Source organism: Streptomyces sp. NPDC002088 (assembly GCF_040296605.1).
GTDB lineage: Bacteria > Actinomycetota > Actinomycetes > Streptomycetales > Streptomycetaceae > Streptomyces.
This window is the reverse complement of the sequence record NZ_JBEOXO010000006.1, coordinates 57,257-74,516: the sequence shown is the minus strand read 5'-3', so window position 1 is coordinate 74,516 and position 17,260 is coordinate 57,257. Positions and strand designations below refer to the sequence as shown.

Annotated in this window: 16 protein-coding genes; 7 read left to right on the top strand and 9 right to left on the bottom strand. The window is 71.4% G+C overall.

Going from position 1 to position 17,260, the window contains the following annotated elements; all coding sequences use genetic code 11:
* Nucleotides 1–34: 34 nt before the first annotated feature.
* The 5 genes from ABT114_RS14695 to ABT114_RS14675 all read right to left on the bottom strand — a co-directional run bounded on the left by ABT114_RS14695 (nucleotide 35) and on the right by ABT114_RS14675 (nucleotide 7,831).
* The gene (locus ABT114_RS14695; RefSeq protein WP_351142343.1) at nucleotides 35–1,279 is read right to left on the bottom strand and encodes an ABC transporter substrate-binding protein; all 1,245 of its coding nucleotides are present in this window, start codon (nucleotides 1,277–1,279) and stop codon (nucleotides 35–37) included.
* Nucleotides 1,276–2,235, bottom strand: a complete 960-nt coding sequence (locus tag ABT114_RS14690) for a hypothetical protein (RefSeq protein WP_351142340.1) — start codon at nucleotides 2,233–2,235, stop codon at nucleotides 1,276–1,278. Before ABT114_RS14690 ends, ABT114_RS14695 begins: the two co-directional genes overlap by 4 nt.
* Nucleotides 2,232–3,653 carry a vWA domain-containing protein gene (locus ABT114_RS14685; protein WP_351142338.1) on the bottom strand — a complete coding sequence of 474 codons (1,422 nt, stop codon included), beginning with the start codon at nucleotides 3,651–3,653 and terminating at the stop codon, nucleotides 2,232–2,234. The genes ABT114_RS14690 and ABT114_RS14685 overlap by 4 nt, the downstream gene beginning before the upstream one ends.
* Nucleotides 3,654–3,750: 97 nt before the next feature.
* Nucleotides 3,751–5,823, bottom strand: coding sequence for a tetratricopeptide repeat protein (locus ABT114_RS14680; protein WP_351142334.1), 2,073 nt, complete (start codon nucleotides 5,821–5,823; stop codon nucleotides 3,751–3,753).
* A gap of 307 nt (nucleotides 5,824–6,130) precedes the next feature.
* On the bottom strand, nucleotides 6,131–7,831 hold the full coding sequence (locus tag ABT114_RS14675) for a trypsin-like serine peptidase (protein WP_351142332.1): 1,701 nt from the start codon (nucleotides 7,829–7,831) through the stop codon (nucleotides 6,131–6,133).
* 249 nt (nucleotides 7,832–8,080) lie between these two features.
* On the opposite strand from ABT114_RS14675, the gene ABT114_RS14670 reads away from it, so the two are divergent.
* The 3 genes from ABT114_RS14670 to ABT114_RS14660 all read left to right on the top strand — a co-directional run bounded on the left by ABT114_RS14670 (nucleotide 8,081) and on the right by ABT114_RS14660 (nucleotide 11,228).
* A complete protein-coding gene (locus ABT114_RS14670; protein ID WP_351142331.1) occupies nucleotides 8,081–10,024 on the top strand; it encodes an FUSC family protein in 1,944 nt (647 codons plus the stop codon).
* A gap of 187 nt (nucleotides 10,025–10,211) precedes the next feature.
* A complete protein-coding gene (locus ABT114_RS14665; protein WP_351142329.1) occupies nucleotides 10,212–10,901 on the top strand; it encodes a DUF899 domain-containing protein in 690 nt (229 codons plus the stop codon).
* A gap of 153 nt (nucleotides 10,902–11,054) precedes the next feature.
* Nucleotides 11,055–11,228 carry a DUF8839 family protein gene (locus ABT114_RS14660; protein ID WP_502988329.1) on the top strand — a complete coding sequence of 58 codons (174 nt, stop codon included), beginning with the start codon at nucleotides 11,055–11,057 and terminating at the stop codon, nucleotides 11,226–11,228.
* Between the two features lie 38 nt (nucleotides 11,229–11,266).
* On the opposite strand, the gene ABT114_RS14655 is transcribed toward ABT114_RS14660, so the two are convergent.
* From ABT114_RS14655 to ABT114_RS14645, 3 genes are read right to left on the bottom strand one after another with little or no spacing between them, the layout of a single operon-like run.
* Nucleotides 11,267–11,416, bottom strand: coding sequence for a hypothetical protein (locus ABT114_RS14655; protein ID WP_351142325.1), 150 nt, complete (start codon nucleotides 11,414–11,416; stop codon nucleotides 11,267–11,269).
* On the bottom strand, nucleotides 11,413–11,814 hold the full coding sequence (locus ABT114_RS14650; protein ID WP_351143000.1) for a hypothetical protein: 402 nt from the start codon (nucleotides 11,812–11,814) through the stop codon (nucleotides 11,413–11,415). Before ABT114_RS14650 ends, ABT114_RS14655 begins: the two co-directional genes overlap by 4 nt.
* Nucleotides 11,815–11,846: 32 nt before the next feature.
* Nucleotides 11,847–12,545, bottom strand: coding sequence for an ATP-binding protein (locus tag ABT114_RS14645; protein WP_351142324.1), 699 nt, complete (start codon nucleotides 12,543–12,545; stop codon nucleotides 11,847–11,849).
* A 362-nt stretch (nucleotides 12,546–12,907) separates the two neighbouring features.
* Between ABT114_RS14645 and ABT114_RS14640 the strand changes: the two genes are divergently transcribed.
* From ABT114_RS14640 to ABT114_RS14630, 3 genes are all read left to right on the top strand, one after another.
* On the top strand, nucleotides 12,908–13,768 hold the full coding sequence (locus ABT114_RS14640; RefSeq protein WP_351142322.1) for a Sco1979 family transcriptional regulator: 861 nt from the start codon (nucleotides 12,908–12,910) through the stop codon (nucleotides 13,766–13,768).
* Nucleotides 13,769–14,044, top strand: a complete 276-nt coding sequence (locus ABT114_RS14635; protein WP_351142320.1) for a DUF397 domain-containing protein — start codon at nucleotides 13,769–13,771, stop codon at nucleotides 14,042–14,044.
* Between the two features lie 123 nt (nucleotides 14,045–14,167).
* Nucleotides 14,168–14,983, top strand: coding sequence for an SAM-dependent methyltransferase (locus ABT114_RS14630; RefSeq protein ID WP_351142318.1), 816 nt, complete (start codon nucleotides 14,168–14,170; stop codon nucleotides 14,981–14,983).
* A gap of 240 nt (nucleotides 14,984–15,223) precedes the next feature.
* On the opposite strand, the gene pdxR is transcribed toward ABT114_RS14630, so the two are convergent.
* Nucleotides 15,224–16,651, bottom strand: coding sequence for a MocR-like pyridoxine biosynthesis transcription factor PdxR (gene pdxR / locus ABT114_RS14625; protein ID WP_351142316.1), 1,428 nt, complete (start codon nucleotides 16,649–16,651; stop codon nucleotides 15,224–15,226).
* 107 nt (nucleotides 16,652–16,758) lie between these two features.
* Between pdxR and ABT114_RS14620 the strand changes: the two genes are divergently transcribed.
* Entirely contained in the window at nucleotides 16,759–17,247 is a 489-nt protein-coding gene (locus ABT114_RS14620; protein ID WP_351142998.1) for a carboxymuconolactone decarboxylase family protein, read from the top strand.
* The last annotated feature ends 13 nt before the right edge of the window (nucleotides 17,248–17,260 follow it).

Sequence of the window (17,260 nt, the reverse complement as noted above, 5' to 3'; positions counted from 1 at the left end):
ACTCCTCGGTGCGGCCTGGATGGTGCGGCCTGGATCAGGTCAACTTGGCGCAGAGCTTGGCGGAGGGGACCTGGGAGTTCCCCAGGTTGTTCTGGACGTCGTCGAGGTTCTTGAGGAGGTCCGTGGGATCTTCCGTGTCGTCGGACGCGTAGTCGAGGACGGCCCGGTAGAAGGCGGCGGACACGTCCGGCGTCATCGCGTCGGCGGCGCCGAAGCACAGCGTGTAACCGGAGTCCGGCCGGAGCATCTTGGCGATCTGCCGTTGGACGGAGCTGTCGTAGGCCACCTTGCTGTCGGCGGAGAAGCCGTTGCCTCCCGGCTGGTTCACCCAGGACTGCTGGGCCTTCCGGCCGGCGAGGTAGGCGATGAGCTTCTCGGCGCTCTGGTTGCCGGTGGTGAACATGCCGACGAAGTCCGCCGAGACCTCCAGACGCTTCGTCGAGGAGGACGTCACGAAGCCGTACCGCCGCCCCTCCCCGAAACCCATGGCGGACAGCGCGCCGTGAGCGAGAGTGCAGGTGGGAGGCTTTGCGGTCATGCCCTTGGTCGCCTCGGCGAAGTTGAGGGTGGAGGCCTCCTCGACGCTCGTGCCGACGAGGTTCCGCCAGGCTTTCCAGGCCTCCTTGACCGGGTCCGAGTTCCATTCCTTCTGGCCCGACAGCCACTGCTTGTAGGCGTCGCCGTTTCCCTCGGCGAGCAGGATGTCGGCGATCCAGTCGGCGCCGGGCCAGCCGGAGGTGGGGCCGGACTCCAGTCCCAGACACCAGGTTCCGGGTTTTTTCGCGGCGAAGGTCCGGGCGTCGGCCGACGACGGCGGCGAGGTCACCGCGGAGTCGTACCAGACGAGGCTCTTGACGTCGACCTTGACCGGCACCGCGTAGACCCCGCCCCGCACCTCCGTCAGATCGCGGAACGGCTGCAGATACGCGCCCGTGGGAACGTCGAGCGGCTGAAGTTTCCTGTCCTTCTCTTTCTTGGTGTCCGCGTACTTGTAGATGGCCCCCACACTCGGCAGCATCGCCAGATCGGGCGGTGCTCCGGCCGCCACCGCGGCGTCGAGCTGCTGGGTCAGGGCGCGGGTGACCTGTATGTCGACGTGGATACCGGTGTCCTTCTCGAACTCCTTGATGACGGAGTAGAACGCCTGGAACTCCTTGCCGGACCAGGGCACCATGATCGTCACCCTGCCGTGGTCCGGTCCGCCGCCGCACCCGGCCGCGGTCAGCAGCAGGCCGAGGGCCAGGACGCAGCGCGCGAGGCGGCTCATCAGCGCGCTCATGACCGCGGGAACCTGTACTCGGCGAGACGTGGACGGTAGCCCAGGTAGGTGAGCACACCGGCGGCCGCGAGGAGGCACAGCGCGAGCGTCCTCGTCAGCCAGTGCCCGACCAGTGGACTCGGGCTCAGTACCTGTGCGTCGTGCCGGCACAGGAGACTGACGGTGATGCCCACCGCAGCGGTGGCCAGCAGCGCGGCAACGAGCTGTGGGCTGACGTACCGGCGGAAGTGGCGCGCGACGACGTAACCGGTCGCGAGGACGCACAGGAGCATGACGAACGCCGGGCCGAGGAGCAGGGGCCAGACGTAGGCGGGGTTCAGCCAGTGCGACTGCCGCTGTGTGCCGAGCGCTTCCCGCTGCATGTCCTCGAGGTCGAGGAGCGATTCCGTGAGGCCGCCCGTGCCCGCGATGGGCTTGTCCGTGGCGGGGTCCTTCTCGCGCTGGGCGGTCAGCGCCTGGCCGGCGGCTGCCAGGCCGGCCGGGCCGCTGCGGGCGTAGTCGCGCACTGCCTCGTTGGCCAGCAGCAGACAGGTGGTCAGCTGGCCCTGGACGAACTGGAACTGGGCCAGACCCCGCTGTCCGGCCGCGTTGCCCTCGGCCGCTGAGGTGACGAGGGTGTTCACGCGCGCGGTGTCGTTGGCGAACTCCGTCCCCGTGCCGATCAGGGAGACCTGTTCGGTGGCCGCGGCCTTGTCGAGTGCCGTGTCCGCGTGCATGGCCGTGTCGTACGCCTGGCTCATGTCCTTGATGGCCTGGTCGGTGCGGCGGGCGGCGGCGACCTGCTCGGTGGCCTGGGCCGACACCAGCAGGAACAGCAGCGCGGTGACGAGCACCATGGCGAGGACGCCCGCCCTGAGCCAGCGCAGCACCACGGTCGGGTGGGTGGCGCGCACCCGCGTCGTCCAGTCGGCGATCTTGTCGCCGAGGACCCACTCGGACTCCGCGGAGGTCGTCACGACGTGCCCACCGGTGCGCCGTCCGTCCCACCGTCCGCCCCGTCGTCGAGGCGGTGGCCGCACGCCTCGCAGAACGCGACCGAGCCCGCCGAGGTCGTCTCGCCGCACTGCGGGCAGCGACGCCGCAGCGCGCCGGGGGCGGGCGTGGCGTCGATCGCGTCGACCGGCGGGGCCGCTGTCCTGGTCGAGGCCAGCCCGAGCTCCTGCATCTCCCCCCGGGAGGCGTCGCGCCGCACCTTCAGCCGGCCGTCGGGGCCGGTGGCCGACACCTTGCGCAGCTGTTCGCGGCGTGCGGCGTCCCGGAGGTCCTGCGCGAGCCCCACCGCGATGCGCAGCTCCCGGTCCGCACGCTCGAAGTCTCCCGCCTGCTGGGCGTCGGCGCAGGCCCGCATCGCCAGGCCGAGTTCGTACTCGGCCTCGATGCGGGTGAAGCTCTCGGGCGGCGGGATCGGGAAGCCGGGTGCGGCCCGTCGCTGTACGACCATGGGGCGCATCTCGGAGCACGGCTCGCGCGTGCCGTCGGGCCCCTCGGCGTACAGGGTGATGCGGGCGGCGCGCAGCCTCTCCTCGACGGGCAGCGCCTCGGGGTCGAAGCGAAGCGACACCTGGTACTGGCGGGTCTCGGGCGGCCAGGAGCCGATCGGGACATGGATCTCGTCGCCCTGCTGTTGACGGGCCGTCAGTGCCGCCTGGACGGGGAGCGTCTGCCGTACGAAGGCCAGCTGGAACCAGTCGTTGAGGTGCAGGCCCAGATACGCGCGGGCCACGACGATCCGCTGCGCCTGCCGTATGAGGCGGGTGAAGTCCTCGGTGAGGTCGGAGACGGTGACGACAGCCTGGGCGTCGCCGTGCAGCGCCTCGGTGATCCGCAGCAGCTCCTTGTACTGCCAGTCCTCGCCGAGCCCCCGCACATCGCACACGAACCGGTCGGTGCACTCCTTGAGTACTTCGCCCAGTTGTTCCGGCGTTTCGTGCTCGTCCTTTCCGTCCGTGTAGAGGACCGCGTGCCGTACGGTGCCGGGGGCCGTCACCGTCTCGAAGAGCCGGTCGGCGCAGGCCAGCCACTGGCCGATCGCCGTACCGCCCTCGGCGAGTTGCGCGGCGACCCTGTTCTTGGCGGCCTCCTTGGCCGTGGCGTCGACGACGGCGAGGCCGCCGGTGGCCGGATAGATCACCTCGGCCTTGTGGGTGCCCGCGACGATCCCCAGCCGGGTCCCGTCCCGCAGCGTGTCGATGGCCGCGCACATCGCGCGCTTCGCCTCGTCCAGCTTGCGACCCGCCATGGACAGCGACTTGTCCATGACGAGGATCTCGGCGAGCGCCGTCCGCTGCGTCGCGTCCACGGCCGGACGCGCCGTGACGGTGACGAGAGCGTCCGCGCGTGTCTCGTCGTTGGCCAGGTCCGCGGTTGTGTCCACGTCGACCTCGAACCTGAGCCCTAATGGCGACCTGTCCATGGCGGGCACCACCCGAAATATTTCGCTGTGTGTCGTCCCGTGTCCCCTGCGTAACGCGTCAGGAGCTTAGCGTCCCGGCCTTTCGTCCGAAACGGGAATGACCGGTTCGGCTGCGCCGTACATGCCATCTCCACTTCAGCTCCGGACGCAGCTGGTTCGCCAGGTCCACCAGCGCGACGTACTCGCGCTCGGTGGGGGCGTGAGCGCCGAGTCCTCGCACCGCTTCGGACAGCTTCAGCCGGTCCCGGGTGAGCAGGAACTCCGCGTACTGGACCTCGGCGCGCAGTGCGGCGGCCTCGGCCTCGTCCACGTGCAGGCCGGTCAGCGCGGTGCGGGCCCGCTCCAAATCGTCCTGCGTCGGCTCGGCAGAGGACGGCCGCGTGAGGACGGTGGCGAGCAGACGTACCACCGCGATGCGCGCCTCGCGCTCGTAGCGGAACTCCTGGGCCAGCCGCTCGGCGGTCCGCACCGCTGGCGCGCGCCGACCGGCCAGCAGGTGTATCCGGGCGAGGCCGAAGCCTGCGGCGCCGAGCGCGGGCGTGGTTTCGAAGACCGTGTCGAAGTGGGCCTGGGCGCTCATGCTGTCACCGTCGAGCTCGGCACACAGGCCGAGTGCGAGCAGCGGGATGAGCTCGCCCGGAAGCGCTCTGCGTACGTCGGTGAAGTGGCCGGAGGCTCTGGTCGCGTCCTCGTGTGCCAGGGCGAGCAGACCGGAGTACCAGGCGTGCAGCCAGTGCCAGCGAGGCAGGTCCGCGCGCTCCAGTGCCCGCCCGGCCGACTGCGCGTCCCTTCTGCGCAGCGCGAGCCGGGTCTCGGCCAGCGCGTTCCCGGCCGCCGCGACGACGTCCGGGTCGTCGGGGTCGGTCAGGGGTGCCGGGAGGGCCGCCGCGATGTCCTTGGGCACCGGTGAGGAGAACGCAGGGGGCATCGTCAGCAGCGCGCCCCCGGTCGGCGTCGCCCGGACCCAGTGACCGAGCGGCCGCGCCGCCCCGAGGCCGCCGTGCAGCGGGTCGGTCATCGAGCCGAACAGCGCCGATGGCCTCGTCACCTGCCGGCAGGTCGGCTTCGTCGCCACGATCTGCCGGATCACCCCGCTGAGCTGCTCGCCGAACTGCCGTGCCGAAACGAATCGCCGCGCCGGTACGGCGGTGTCCGTGGCCCGCTTCAGCAGCAGTTCGAGCGAGGTGACGCCCGGGAACTCCGGTTTTTTCAGATGGGAGCGGCACACCTCTCTCAGCGTCACGCCGAGCCCGAACAGGTCGAAGCCGTCGGTGGGTTGCGCGTGCTGCGGATCGCCCTCCGGGGGCGCGTAGACCTTGGTGAACGCGACGACCGGCCCCGGGGCCTTCCGGGACCGCACCGCACCGAAGTCGATGAGCCGTACCCGGTCGAGCGCCCCGGCGGAGCCCTCCTCGCGGAACCGGATGATGTTCCACGGCTTGACGTCGCAGTGCAGGAGGCCTCTGGCATGCAGATAGTCGAGCGCCTGGAGGATGCGGAGGCCGTGCGTGAGGAGGGTCTCGAGCCGGTCGCCCTCCCGGGCCGAGAACCGGTCGCCCGGCACGTACTCGAGGACGAGGTGCGGACCCCGGGGCTCGTAGCCCAGGATGCGCACGATGCTGTCGTGCCGGAGCCCGACCAGTATGTCCCGCTCATGCTCTGCCGTCTCGGCCACCGACCGGTTCAGACGTTTGAGGACCACCTGCGTCTCGAGATTGCGGTCGTGGGCGAGGTAGGCCTGCCCGAACGTTCCCGAGCCGAGGACGCGCTGGACGTCGTAGCGCCCGGCGATGGTGAGGTTCTGGGGCTGGGCGAAGTCGAAACGGGCGCCGCAGTGGGGGCAGAAGCCCGTGATCCGGCCTGGTTCGCCACCGTGTCCGCGCCCGACCGGTTCCCCGCAGGCGGGATTCGCGCAGAAGCGGTGCTCCTCGGCGACGGGACCGGCCGGCGGGAGCGGTACCTCCGGTGGTTCGGGCACGTGATCGGAGTCGACCAGGCCGAGGCCGTACCAGGGGTCCGGACGCACCGGCGCCACACCGACGCTCACGCCCTGTGCCACGCCGGCGCCCGCTCCTTGTGTCTCACCGGTGCCATCGCTCTGCGTGACGCTCACGTCCGCGGCCTGCGTCACGCCGGTGTCCCCTCCTTGTGTCACGCCGGCACCTGGCCTTTGCGTCCCGCCGGCACCCGGCCTTCGCGTCCCGCCGACTCCGACGCGCTGTGCGGCACCGACGCTGCCGCCGCGCGCGTCCGGTCCTGCGGCCGCACCCCCGTCCGCTCGCGGCGTCACGCCAACACCCGCCCCCTCCGACGGCCCCCTCTCGCCGCCGTCGGACCCGGCGTGCTCGCGCGGCAGCGGCTCCCGGTCGCAGTCGGTGCAGAAACCCTGCCCGTCGATCGCGCCCCCGCAGTCGGGGCGATTGCACGGCTCCACGGCGTCACCCTTCGTCGATACGGCGGTTCACCTCGTCGATATAGCGCCTGACCAGCTTGCGGGCAGCCGCGAGGTCGATCGGTACGGTCTGCAGCGCACGGGCCGCGGGGGCGTGCAGCTCGGCGAGCCGCCGGTCCTCCTCGCCGAAGTACCGTGCGGCGCGTACGCGATGCAGCTCCAGGCTCGTACACAGGTCCTCATAGGTGTCGATCAACGCTTTCAGGGCGTTGCCGAAACCTTCGACCTCGTGGCGGGCCCTGACGGCCTCCGTGTGGGCCGCGGCGAGTTCGGGGTTCGGCTCCGTGGTGCGGGCCACGGCCAGCCGGACCCGCAGGCGGGGCGCGGCGCGCGGCGGGAGCCGGGGCGCGCCGAAGAACTTCATTCCCCACTCCCTCTGCATACGGGTCGCCTTCTCCTCCTCGGCCGCGAGCTGCCCGACGACCGCCTGGACCTCCGCCGCGTTCACGTTCCTGGAGGCGGTTCCGCTGAGCGGTGCGGCGTCGAGGGACACGTCGTAGGGCAGTTCCGCGGGTGGCCGGTTCTCGAAGCCCAGGACGAGGCGCAGGCCGCGCGGGCGGCCAGAGAGGGCCAGCGGCCTCAGCAGGTCCCGTACGAGTGCGTCCGGGTCGGCGGCCCGGTCGACGCGGCCCACCACCACACAGGCGGGCGGCTTGCGGCGCAGCAGTTCCCGCACCGCCTCGTGGTCGTTGCCGGCGCGCAGCCCGAACCGGCCGACCAGATAGCCGCGCACATCGGCGACGGACTTGTCGCAGGCGTCGTAGGCCGCGTCGATGGAGCCCAGCCCAAGGACAGTGTCACCGGGCGCCCCGCTGAGCTCGGCGTCGGAGACGGTCGCCCGGGACGCCGGGTCGGCCGTGCGCACGAGACGCACCAGCCACGAGGAGCCCGCCCTGAGCGAGGAGTCGGTGGCGACGACGACGGTGCCCGACCAGCCGCCTTCGAGCAGCCGGGTGAGTTCCTGGGTCATGGCGAGCCGGAGCGGGTCGTCCAGCACGTCCTTGGGCAACCCGCCGCCGGACGGCTCCAGTTCGTTGGAGCGGTGGCCGCCGGTGAAGTCGCCGATCTGCGGCAGATGGGTCAGGATCGTCTCGGTCGGCAGCATCCAGGCCGCCCTGGCCTCGCCGTCGACGTAGTCCGCCACCACAATGCCGATGACGTGCCTGTGGAACGTGCCGTCCAGCGCCATCACTCCGGCGCCCGAGTAGCCCTTCTCGATCCATGGATCGCTCGCGTTCATCCGCTTCAGCTGGCCCCACTCGCCCTGACGGCCGCCGGGTCCCACCAGCTCGGCGTCCGTGCTGATCCCGTACGGTTCGGCCCGCGGGAAGCCGTACACACGCACTGTGCCGCCGGAGAGGGGCGCCTTCCACAACCTGGTCAGGTTCCCGCAGCCGGCCGGCTCGTCGAGCCGGAGCAGCGCCACGTCACCGCGCCGGGTGCCGTTCTCGTGCACCCAGGAATCCGGGGCCACGCGTGCGGTGCGCGTCCACTCCGGGCTGCACGCCACGCTCCTGATCAGCACGCCCGGGGCGGTTCCCCCTGGTTCCGCGCCGGCGTCCCGGACGACGTGTGCGCAGGTCAGCACGTGCATGTCGTCGAGGAGCACACCGGCACCACAGGGGCTTCCCCCCTCGTCGTCCACTCTCACCCGCCACGGATTCTCCCTGTGGTGATGCGCCGTCATCCTCCCAAGGTATGACAACTTCCGTCTCATGAGCCCGAGTTGTCGGCGCGAACCATGTTCACAGGCGCGCCCGGCGCACCACGGGGTTGCGTTCATGAAGAAACCGCCTCTGCGGCCAACCGTCACATCTGCGAAATACGACCGTTCCATCCCCGCCAAGAACGCGATCTACAGTGGAGACCACACCCCAGGCCCGGCCACCGTCGCCCGAAGGCTCACCCCCGCCCTCGCACAGACGACAGGAGCCCCGTGTACCGCCCCGCCGCTCTGCCCCTTCCGCCCTGGCTCGCCCATGCCCTCCGCGCCCAGCGCGGGCCGGTTCCCTGGAGCGCGGTCGTGCGTGGCGCGCTGGCCGCCGGGCCGCTGCTCCTCGCCGCCGTTCTGCTCGGCCGTACGTCCCTCGGAGTGGTCGCCGCGATCGGCGCCATGCTCGCCGGGATCAACGACCGGCCCGGCAGCCGGCGGGCCTCGGTGAAGCGGATCGGGGTGCCCGCGGCCGCGGGCGCGGCCGGGCTGCTCGTCGGGACGTACACCGGGCAGCATGTCGGGGCGGTCGTGCTGACCGTGCTCCTCACCCTCGTCGGGCTGGTCGCCGGGAGCGTCAGTGCCGTCGGGCCCGTCGCCTCCGGGGCCGGTACGCAGTTGCTCGTCGCGTCCGCGATCGGGGCCGGGATGCCGCTGCCGGAGCCGGGATGGCAGCGGGCGCTCGCCTTCCTGGCGGGGGCTGGGTGGCTGCTCGGGCTGCGGCTGGTTCTCCCCACGCCCGGTGCCATCGCCGGGGACTTCCGGTTCGACGGGGAGCGGGACGCCGTGGCGGCCGTGTACGACGCCGTCGCCCTGCTGCTCGACGCCGTCGGCACGGACGACGCCACCACCCGGCGCGCGGCGCTCACCGCAGCGCTCGATCACGCGCAGGACGCCCTCGCCGGGCCCCGACTGCGGCGGTACGCCAGTTCCGCGGCCGAGCAGCGGCTGCACGCGCAGTACGCCGCCGCGCTGCCGCTCGCCGAGGCCGCGACCGCGCTCGCCTGGGCGGGCGAGGCCGTCCCCGGCCGCGTGTCCGAGGGGCCCCGGCGGCTCGCCGCCGCGGTACGCGGCAACACGTACACCGGGCCGCTGCCCGCGCCCCATCGTTCCGCGCCCGCCCTGCGCGCCCTCGACGACGCCCTGCTGCACGCCGCCGACGCCTTCGACCAGGGCAGGGGGCGCGACCTGCACACCCGCAGACGTACCGCCGGGACCCTGCTCCGGTCCGTGTTCGGGGCCGGCGGGCGGGAGTACGGTCTGCGGGTCGCGCTGTGCTTCGGGGCCGGCGTGGCCGTCGCCCAGGCCCTGCACCACGCCCGCTGGTACGGGCAGCACGAGCACTGGTACTGGCTGCCCGCCACCGCCGTCTTCCTCGTCAAGCCCGACCTCGGGCCGCTCGCCTCACGCGTGCTGTGCCGCGCGGCCGGGACGCTCCTGGGCGCCCTCGTCTTCGCCGGGTTCGCCGCCGTGCTGCCGCGGCCGGAAGGGCTCATCGCGCTCGTGGCCGTCAGCGGTGCCCTGATTCCCGTCGCCACGCGGCACTTCGCCGCCCAGACCGCCGTCGTCACCGTGCTCGTCCTGGCCCTCGTCATGGTCGGCGGCGAGCCGCAGGCCTCCGCCGGCCGTATCGGCGAGACCTTGCTGGCCTGCGCGATCGTCCTGATCGTCGGCCATGTGCCGATGCCGGGGCAGCGCGGTGGGGGCGTACGGGCCCGGCTCGCGGCGGCGAGCGATGCGGCGCACGCGTACCTCGCGCATGTCCTGCGGGAGTCGGACGGCCAGGGCCTGCGGAGCCACGACGGCCGTGTCCTGCGTGGACACGGGGGATACGGGGGATACGCCCCCGAGGCGACCGACTCCGACACCCGTGCCCTGCGCTGGACCCTCCGCCGCGAGGCCTACCGGACGCTCGCCGAGGCCCGCACCGCCATCGCCCTCGCCGCCGCCGAACTTCCCGCGCTCGCCCGGCACGCCGAGGGCACCGACGAGATCGTCGCCACCCTCGAACGGCTCGTCGACACGACCACCGCGTGCGCCGTGCACCTCGACGACACCGGCCGCCTTACGCGCCGGCACACCGAGCGGCTCGCCGAGCTGCTGGACGACCTGGCGAAGGGGCGCAGGCGGGTGGGGCTGCGACTGCCGGAGCTTCCGCTCGCCGGGTAGCGCGGTGCGCAGCACGGTGTGCACCAGCGCCGCACCGGGCGCCGTCCGCCCGCCGGGCACGTCACCGGCGCCTCGGCCGTGCTGGTCGCCGTAAGAAATCTTCCGGGGGCAGAGATGAGTTCCGCTTCCCCCGACGGTCACCCCCTGGAACGGACCGTCGTACAGGGACCGTCGTACAGGAGGAGCCATGTCGCTTCCGGAAGTCGTCTCGCGCGCGGAGTGGCGTGCGGCGCGCGAGGAACTGCTGGTCAAGGAGAAAGCGGCGACACGCGCGCGTGACGCGCTCAACGCCGAGCGGCGCCGACTGCCCATGGTCGAGGTCGACAAGGAGTACGTCTTCGAGGGCGGCGACGGCAAGGCCACGCTGCTCGATCTCTTCGAGGGGCGGCAGCAACTCGTCGTCCATCACTTCATGTTCGCGCCCGAGTGGGACGTCGGCTGCCGCAGCTGCTCGGCGTTCCTCGACCAGATCGGGCACCTCGCGCATCTGCGGGCCCGCGGCACGTCGTTCGCGGCCGTGTCCCGGGCGCCGTACACCGCCATCTTGCCGTTCAAGGCGCGGATGGGCTGGACGCTGCCCTGGTACTCGTCGTACCTCGGCGACTTCAACCACGACTTCGAGGTGACGCTGGAGCGCGACGGGAAGCTCGTCGAGCGGTCAGGCCTCAGCTGCTTCCTGCGCGACCGCGACCGCGTCTTCCACACCTACTCCGCCTACGAACGCGGCCTCGACGGACTTGGCTCGACCACCAGCCTGCTGGACCTGACGGCGCTGGGCCGGCAGGAGGAGTGGGAGGAACCCGCGGGGCGGGCGTCGGCTCTCGGGGCTCCTGCGGGCAGTGAACGCGTTCGTTATCACGATGAGTACGAGAACTGACACGGATGGTGCCCATGGGTTCGGAAAGTGACCGGATCCTCACACGCCGCGGTGAACGAGTGTCAACTACGTCTCAGTCCCGTCACTGACCGAGGCGTTCGACCCCCGGAAGGCGTTAACTCCTAGAAGTACGACGCTTTCTGGAGGTGCAGGGTGGTGAACGGGCGAACTGTGCTCGAACGCTTTCCCGCGGGTGGGCCGCGTGGTTCGTGGCCTGCGGAGGAGTTCGCGCACGCGCGGCGTCAGGAGGGGCTGCCCGCCGAGGTCGTCATGGACCTCGCAACGGACACGTTTCTGGTGATCGTCCGCGGCGGCGATACGGAGTGAGCGGCGACGGAGTGAGCGGCGACACGGAGTAAGACGACTCAGCCCGCCTTCGGGGCGGGCAACTTCGTCGTGAACTGCTCGGCCTGGAGCGCGTACAGCTCCGCGTAGACCCCACACCTCGGGTACGCGGGGGCGGCGTCGGCGGGGGCGTAGGAAGACAGTCCTTCCAGGGCAGTCCCCTGGGTCATGCGCTGATCGGCCGCGACCAGGTCGGAGTGGTCCCCATCAGCCGGCAGAGCGCCAGGTAGAGCGGGATCGGCGGGGTGTACGGAACCGTGTCGTCCGGTCGGTGGATGAGACCCGGGGTGCGTGCGGAGTCCGGGACGAGCGCGCCGGTGGCGTAGTGCGCGGGCGCGGGCCACTCCAGTGCGTAGTCGGAGTCGGACGGGACGATCCACCACCAGTGCGTCCCGTCGGCGTAGACGCATCCCACGCGGGGCAGGCGGGGCAGCACCAGAGGTCCGAAGTGTGCCGGTACCGCCACCGCGTCGCAGCCCAGCGGGGTGGTCATGCCGTCGGGGACGGCGAGACGGCGGGGGGCGGGCGGGGTGTGCAGACCGCGCCGCAGCCGTACGAGCGTGTCCATGGTGAGCACCTGGTCCGGGCCGGATGTGGCGCTCACGCGTTGCCCCGGTCTTGGCCTCGCTCGAGCGGGGAGACCCCTGGGGTCCCTGTTCCGTGCTGCTCCTGCCGCGGCTCGTCCTCGTCGCCCGGGCCGCCGGACGGACCGGGCTTCGGGCGGGTGCCCCAGCCCAGGTCGTTGTGGGGATCGTCGAGGTCGCGCGGGGTGTCGGCCTTGCGCGGGAGCTCCGCCCAGACCAGCAGGCCGGGGCCGTGCTCCTGGGTGCCCCAGGAGTGACACAGAGCTTCTATGAGGAGCAGTCCCCGCCCGTGCTCCTCCTCGGGCCGCTGCGGTGACGGGTGGGGCTCACCCGGCGCGCAGCCCTCGTCGCGCACGGCTATGCGCACCCGGTCGTCGCCGTCATGCAACTCGCACACGACGTGGCTGCTCGCGGTGTGCACGATCGCGTTGGTGACCAGCTCGGATATGACCAGAGCCGCCGTGTCGCAGGTGTCCTCGCACACCGACCAGCCGGTCAGTCGGGCCCGTGTCAGGCGTCTGGCCTGTGCGGGGGAACCCGGGTGTGCGGCCAGCTCGAAGCGGAAGCGGCGCTCGGTGGCGGCCCTGACGAGGCCGGCTCCCTCTCTCACTCTCGAAAGGGCGCCAGCGGGGGGACCCCCATCGGCACCGAGACCGAGGGGGCGGCCTGCGGCGGCGTCTGTTCCTAAGGGCGCGGACGGAATCACGCTTGCCACTATCGCCCCGCCGTGAACACTTGGCAAGTATCACTCTGAAAAATGCAGAGTGCTGTGTGACGCGGTGGAAGGCCGTGGCACACTGCTGGCAACAGCACGTCGAGCGGCGCCAGTTGGGATCACCGGAGATCCGTCCAGATCTTCGAATGGGTCTTCGAATGGCGCCGTAGGGCTGTCAGGATTCCTTTGTCGTTCCTTATGTCGCCGGACCGACCGGACCGACCGGACCGACCGGACCGACCGGACCGACCGGACCGACCGGACCGACCGGACCGACCGGACCGACCGGACCGACCGGACTGACCGGGCGGTCACCGTTCTGGGTGACTGACCCCCTGTCAGAAACTTTGTGGAGGTGGAGCGTGAGCGAACCGCGGTCCGCGCCGACCGTGGGACAGGTCGTCCTCGGCAGGCGCCTGCTGGACCTGCGGGAACGCGCCGGGCTCAAGCGCGAGGAGGCCGCCCGTATCCTCCGGGTCGCCCCCGCCACGGTCCGCCGCATGGAGATGGCTGAGGTCACGCTCAAGATCCCGTACCTCCAACTGCTCCTGAAGGCCTACGGCGTCTCCGACGGCGAGGCCGAGGCGTTCGTCCAACTGGCCGAGGAGGCCAACCAGCCCGGCTGGTGGCAGCGGTTCCACGACATCCTGCCCGGCTGGTTCTCGATGCACGTCAGCCTGGAGGGCGCGGCCGGCCTCATCCGCCAGTACGAGCCCCACTTCGTGCCCGGACTGCTCCAGACCGAGGACTACGCGCGCGGGGTCCTGAAGTCGGGCGCCATCGGCCAGACGAGCCCCGACGACATCGAGCGCCATGTCGCGCTGCGTATGGAACGCCAGCAACTGCTCACCCGTCAGGACGCGCCCCGGCTGTGGGTCGTGATGGACGAGACCGTGCTGCGCCGCCCGGTCGGCGACGCGGAGGTGATGCGAGCCCAGATCGACAAGCTGCTCGATGCCACGGAGCTGCCCAACGTGGCGCTGCAGATCGCCCCGTTCGCAAACGGGCCGCATCCCGGCACGTACGGGCCCTTCGTGCTGTTCCGATTCGCCGTGCCCGAACTTCCGGACATGGTCTACAGCGAGTACCTGACCGGCGCCGTCTACCTCGACGCGCGTGACGAGGTGGCGACCCACCTCGAGGTCATGGACCGCATGGCGGCGCAGGCCGCTACTGCACATCGCACGAAGGAGATCCTCCGGGATCTCCGCAAGGAGTTGTGAATGGATCGAATCAAGTCCCAGCCCAAGCCACGGATCCGCACCGAGCGGGTCTACAACGGCATGCCCGCGACGGAGTTGGGCAGCGAGGGCTGGCACAAGCCGTGGAGCGGCGGCAACGGGGGCAACTGCCTGGAGGCCATGAAGCTCGCGGACGGCCGGATCGCCGTCCGGCAGTCCACCGACCCCGACGGGCCGGCGCTCATCTACACGTCCGACGAGATGACGGCCTTCATCGAAGGCGCGAAGGCGGGGGAGGCGGACTTCCTGGTGTCCTGAACGACCTGGCTTGATTGCTCTGCCGCTCGACCCCGCTAAGCCGATGACTGACTCAGATTCCTCAACTTCCATATGTGGTTATGAATTGATCACCTACCGCGCCAGACGATTACGGAGTGCCGCATGACCGGGCAGGACCACCCCACCGGCGCCGTCCAGGTGGACACCAGCCGACCGCATCCCGCGAGGATGTACGACTGGTACCTCGGCGGCAAGGACAACTACCCCTTCGACGAGGCGATGGGCAAGCAGATGCTCGCCCTCGACCCGCGCGTCCCGGTGATGGCCCGGGTCAACCGCGCGTTCATGCATCGCGCCACGCGCTGGCTGGCCGAGAACGGCGTACGGCAGTTCCTGGACATCGGCACCGGCATCCCGACCGAGCCGAACCTGCACCAGATCGCCCAGGGCGTCGCGCCCGACACCCGCGTCGTCTACTGCGACAACGACCCGATCGTGCTGGCCCACGCGGCTGCCCTGCTGCGCAGCACGCCCGAGGGCGTGACCGAGTACCTGCAGGCCGACGTGCGGGACCCGGCCGCCATCGTCGAGGGGGCCAGGAAGATCCTCGACTTCGACCGGCCGATCGCGCTGTCCCTGGTCGCGTTGCTGCACTTCATATCCGACGAGGACGGCGCACACGAGCTGGTCGGCCGGCTGCTGTCCGAACTCCCCACCGGCAGCTACCTGATGATGACCCACGCCACCGCCGACTTCACACCGGAGGAGTCGGCGGCGGCGACCGAGAAGCTCCGCGCGGCCGGCGTCACCCTGGCGCTCCGCTCCCGCGACGAGTTCAGCCGCTTCTACGACGGTCTGGACCTGGTCGAGCCCGGGGTCTCGGTCGTGCACGAGTGGCACCCGGAACTGGGCGAGCCGGTTCCGGGGCAGGACGACGGGGTCATTCCGGGGTACGGGGCGCTGGGGCGCAAGGCGTAAGGCGCAAGGCGCAAGGCGTAGGGTCCCGGCTCACAGGCTCCGGCTTTACAGGCTCCGGCTTTACAGGCTCCGGCCTACGACAGTTGCGACCACGTGGGTCGTGGGGCGTCCGACGGGCGGCTCACGACCCATGCTGCCGTCGTTTTCCCGTACGGCAGCCCCCCGCCGATACCGCGTTCCCGGCAGCCCTCCGGGGCTTCCAGGGCCTCCCAGCCCCTCCAGGGCTTCGGCCTTCAGGCTTCACAGCGGCGGCAGCACCCCGCACAGCGCGTCGAGTGCCGCCCCGTACGCGTGGTCCGAGGGTGTCGCGTACCCCACCACCAGCCCGTCCCGCGCCGCCATGTCCGTCGCCGGGTGCCGGAACGCGGCGAGACCGTCCAGCGCCACGCCCTGCCAGACCGCCGCCTTGACCGTGGACCGCTCGGTGCCCGGCGGCAGCCGGAGCACCGCGTGCAGACCGGCCGCGACTCCGGTGACCTCGACGTGCGGGGCCTGCGCGGCGAGCGTCTCGACGAGCCGGTTGCGGCGGCTCCGGTAACGCTGCCGCATATGCCGCACATGACGGTCGTACGCCCCCGAGACGATGAAATCGGCGAGGCTCAGCTGGTCCAGCACGCTCGCCCACGCCTCGCGCTCGCCCTTGGCGGCCAGTACGTCGCCGACGTACCGCTCCGGCAGGGCCATCCACCCCAGCCGCAGTGCCGGCGACAGGCTCTTGCTGACCGAGCCGATGTGGATCACCCGCTCGGGGTCGAGGCCCTGGACGGCACCGACGGGCTTGCGGTCGTAACGGAATTCCCCGTCGTAGTCGTCCTCGATGACCACCCCGTCACGCGCACGTGCCCAGTCGATCACCGCGGCCCGGCGCGCGGCGTGCAGCGGACCGCCGGTCGGGAACTGGTGCGCGGGCGTGAGCAGCGCGGCCCGCTCGCGCCGCAACCCGTCGACAAGCGCCCCGTGTTCGTCCAGGGGTAGGGGTACGGTCCGCACCCCCGCCACGGCGAGCAGTTCCCGGTGGAAGCCCAGCCCGTACGCCTCGACGGCCAGCGGGCCGCGCAGCACACCTCCTGCGCCCTGGCCGAACAGCAGTCGCAGGGCGTGTGCGAAGCCGGAGCAGATCACGATCCGGCCCGGCTCCGTGCGTACGCCACGCGCGCGTGCCAGGTACTCGGTGAGGGCCTCCCGCAGTTCGACGCGGCCGGCCGGATCGCCGGGCCCGAACACCTCGTTGGGCGCCTGCTGGAGGGCCCGCCGGTAGGAGGTGAGCCACGCCGCGCGCGGGAAGGACGACGCGTCCGGGGTGCCCTGCCGCAGATCGTGCCGTGGGCCACGCGCGCGTGGAGGTGCCTTTTTGGGCACGCGCACGGCGTGTCGCAGGGGTTCGGCTCGTTCGGCGACCCGTGTACCCGAGCCCTGGCGGGCGGTCAGCCAGCCCTCCGCGACGAGCTCCGCGTACGCGTCCGCCACCGTGTTGCGTGCGACGCCGAGGTCCGCGGCGAGCGAGCGGTACGGCGGCAGCCTGGTGCCGGGAGCCAGTCGGCCACTGCGCACGGCGTCGCGCAGCGCCCGGATGAGGGTGGCCCGGCGGCCGCCCGGCTCGGACAGCGACAGCTCCAGATGCAGGTCGCTGCCGATCCGCTCCGCTGAATTGACCCACGATTCCACCATGGAAATGCACCCTACAAGGGGTCTTTCTGGACCGTAGGTTGATGGACATGACGACGAACACGAACGCGAACACGAACGCGAACACGAACGCGAACACGAACGCGAACATGACCGCGAACATGACCGCGAACACGACGACGGACACGATGAACCGCCTCAACTTCGCGAAGGCCGCCCCGAAGGTCTTCCGTGCCCTCATCGGCTTCGACGCAGCGGCGCGTGACGGCCTCGACCCGGCCCTCGTCGAACTCGTCCAGATCCGCGCCTCGCACCTCAACCACTGCGCGTACTGCCTTCACATGCACACCAACGACGCCCGCAAGGCCGGTGAGAGCGAGGACCGGCTGCACATGGTCGCCGTCTGGCGAGAGGCCCGCCACTTCTTCACCGAGAAGGAACAGGCGGCCCTCGCCCTGACGGAGGCGGTGACCCTGGTGTCCGACGCCGGCGTCCCGGACGACGTCTACGCCCAGGCCGCCGCCCACTTCGACGAGCAGGAGCTGGCGCACCTTCTGGCCCTGATCTTCACGATCAACACGTGGAACCGGGTGGCGCTGTCGACGGCGAAGGTCGCGGGCACGGACGAGCGACGCTAGTTGCGTGGGGCAG

Bases quoted from the DNA above. Each gene is read 5' to 3' on its own strand.
- ABT114_RS14695 (WP_351142343.1), bottom strand. From the start codon at position 1,279: ATGAGCGCGCTGATGAGCCGCCTCGCGCGCTGCGTCCTGGCCCTCGGC.
- ABT114_RS14675 (WP_351142332.1), bottom strand. From the start codon at position 7,831: ATGACGGCGCATCACCACAGGGAGAATCCGTGGCGGGTGAGAGTGGAC.
- ABT114_RS14665 (WP_351142329.1), top strand. From the start codon at position 10,212: ATGTCGCTTCCGGAAGTCGTCTCGCGCGCGGAGTGGCGTGCGGCGCGC.
- ABT114_RS14655 (WP_351142325.1), bottom strand. From the start codon at position 11,416: ATGACCCAGGGGACTGCCCTGGAAGGACTGTCTTCCTACGCCCCCGCC.
- ABT114_RS14650 (WP_351143000.1), bottom strand. From the start codon at position 11,814: ATGGACACGCTCGTACGGCTGCGGCGCGGTCTGCACACCCCGCCCGCC.
- ABT114_RS14635 (WP_351142320.1), top strand. From the start codon at position 13,769: ATGGATCGAATCAAGTCCCAGCCCAAGCCACGGATCCGCACCGAGCGG.
- ABT114_RS14630 (WP_351142318.1), top strand. From the start codon at position 14,168: ATGACCGGGCAGGACCACCCCACCGGCGCCGTCCAGGTGGACACCAGC.
- pdxR (WP_351142316.1), bottom strand. From the start codon at position 16,651: ATGGTGGAATCGTGGGTCAATTCAGCGGAGCGGATCGGCAGCGACCTG.
- ABT114_RS14620 (WP_351142998.1), top strand. From the start codon at position 16,759: ATGACCGCGAACATGACCGCGAACACGACGACGGACACGATGAACCGC.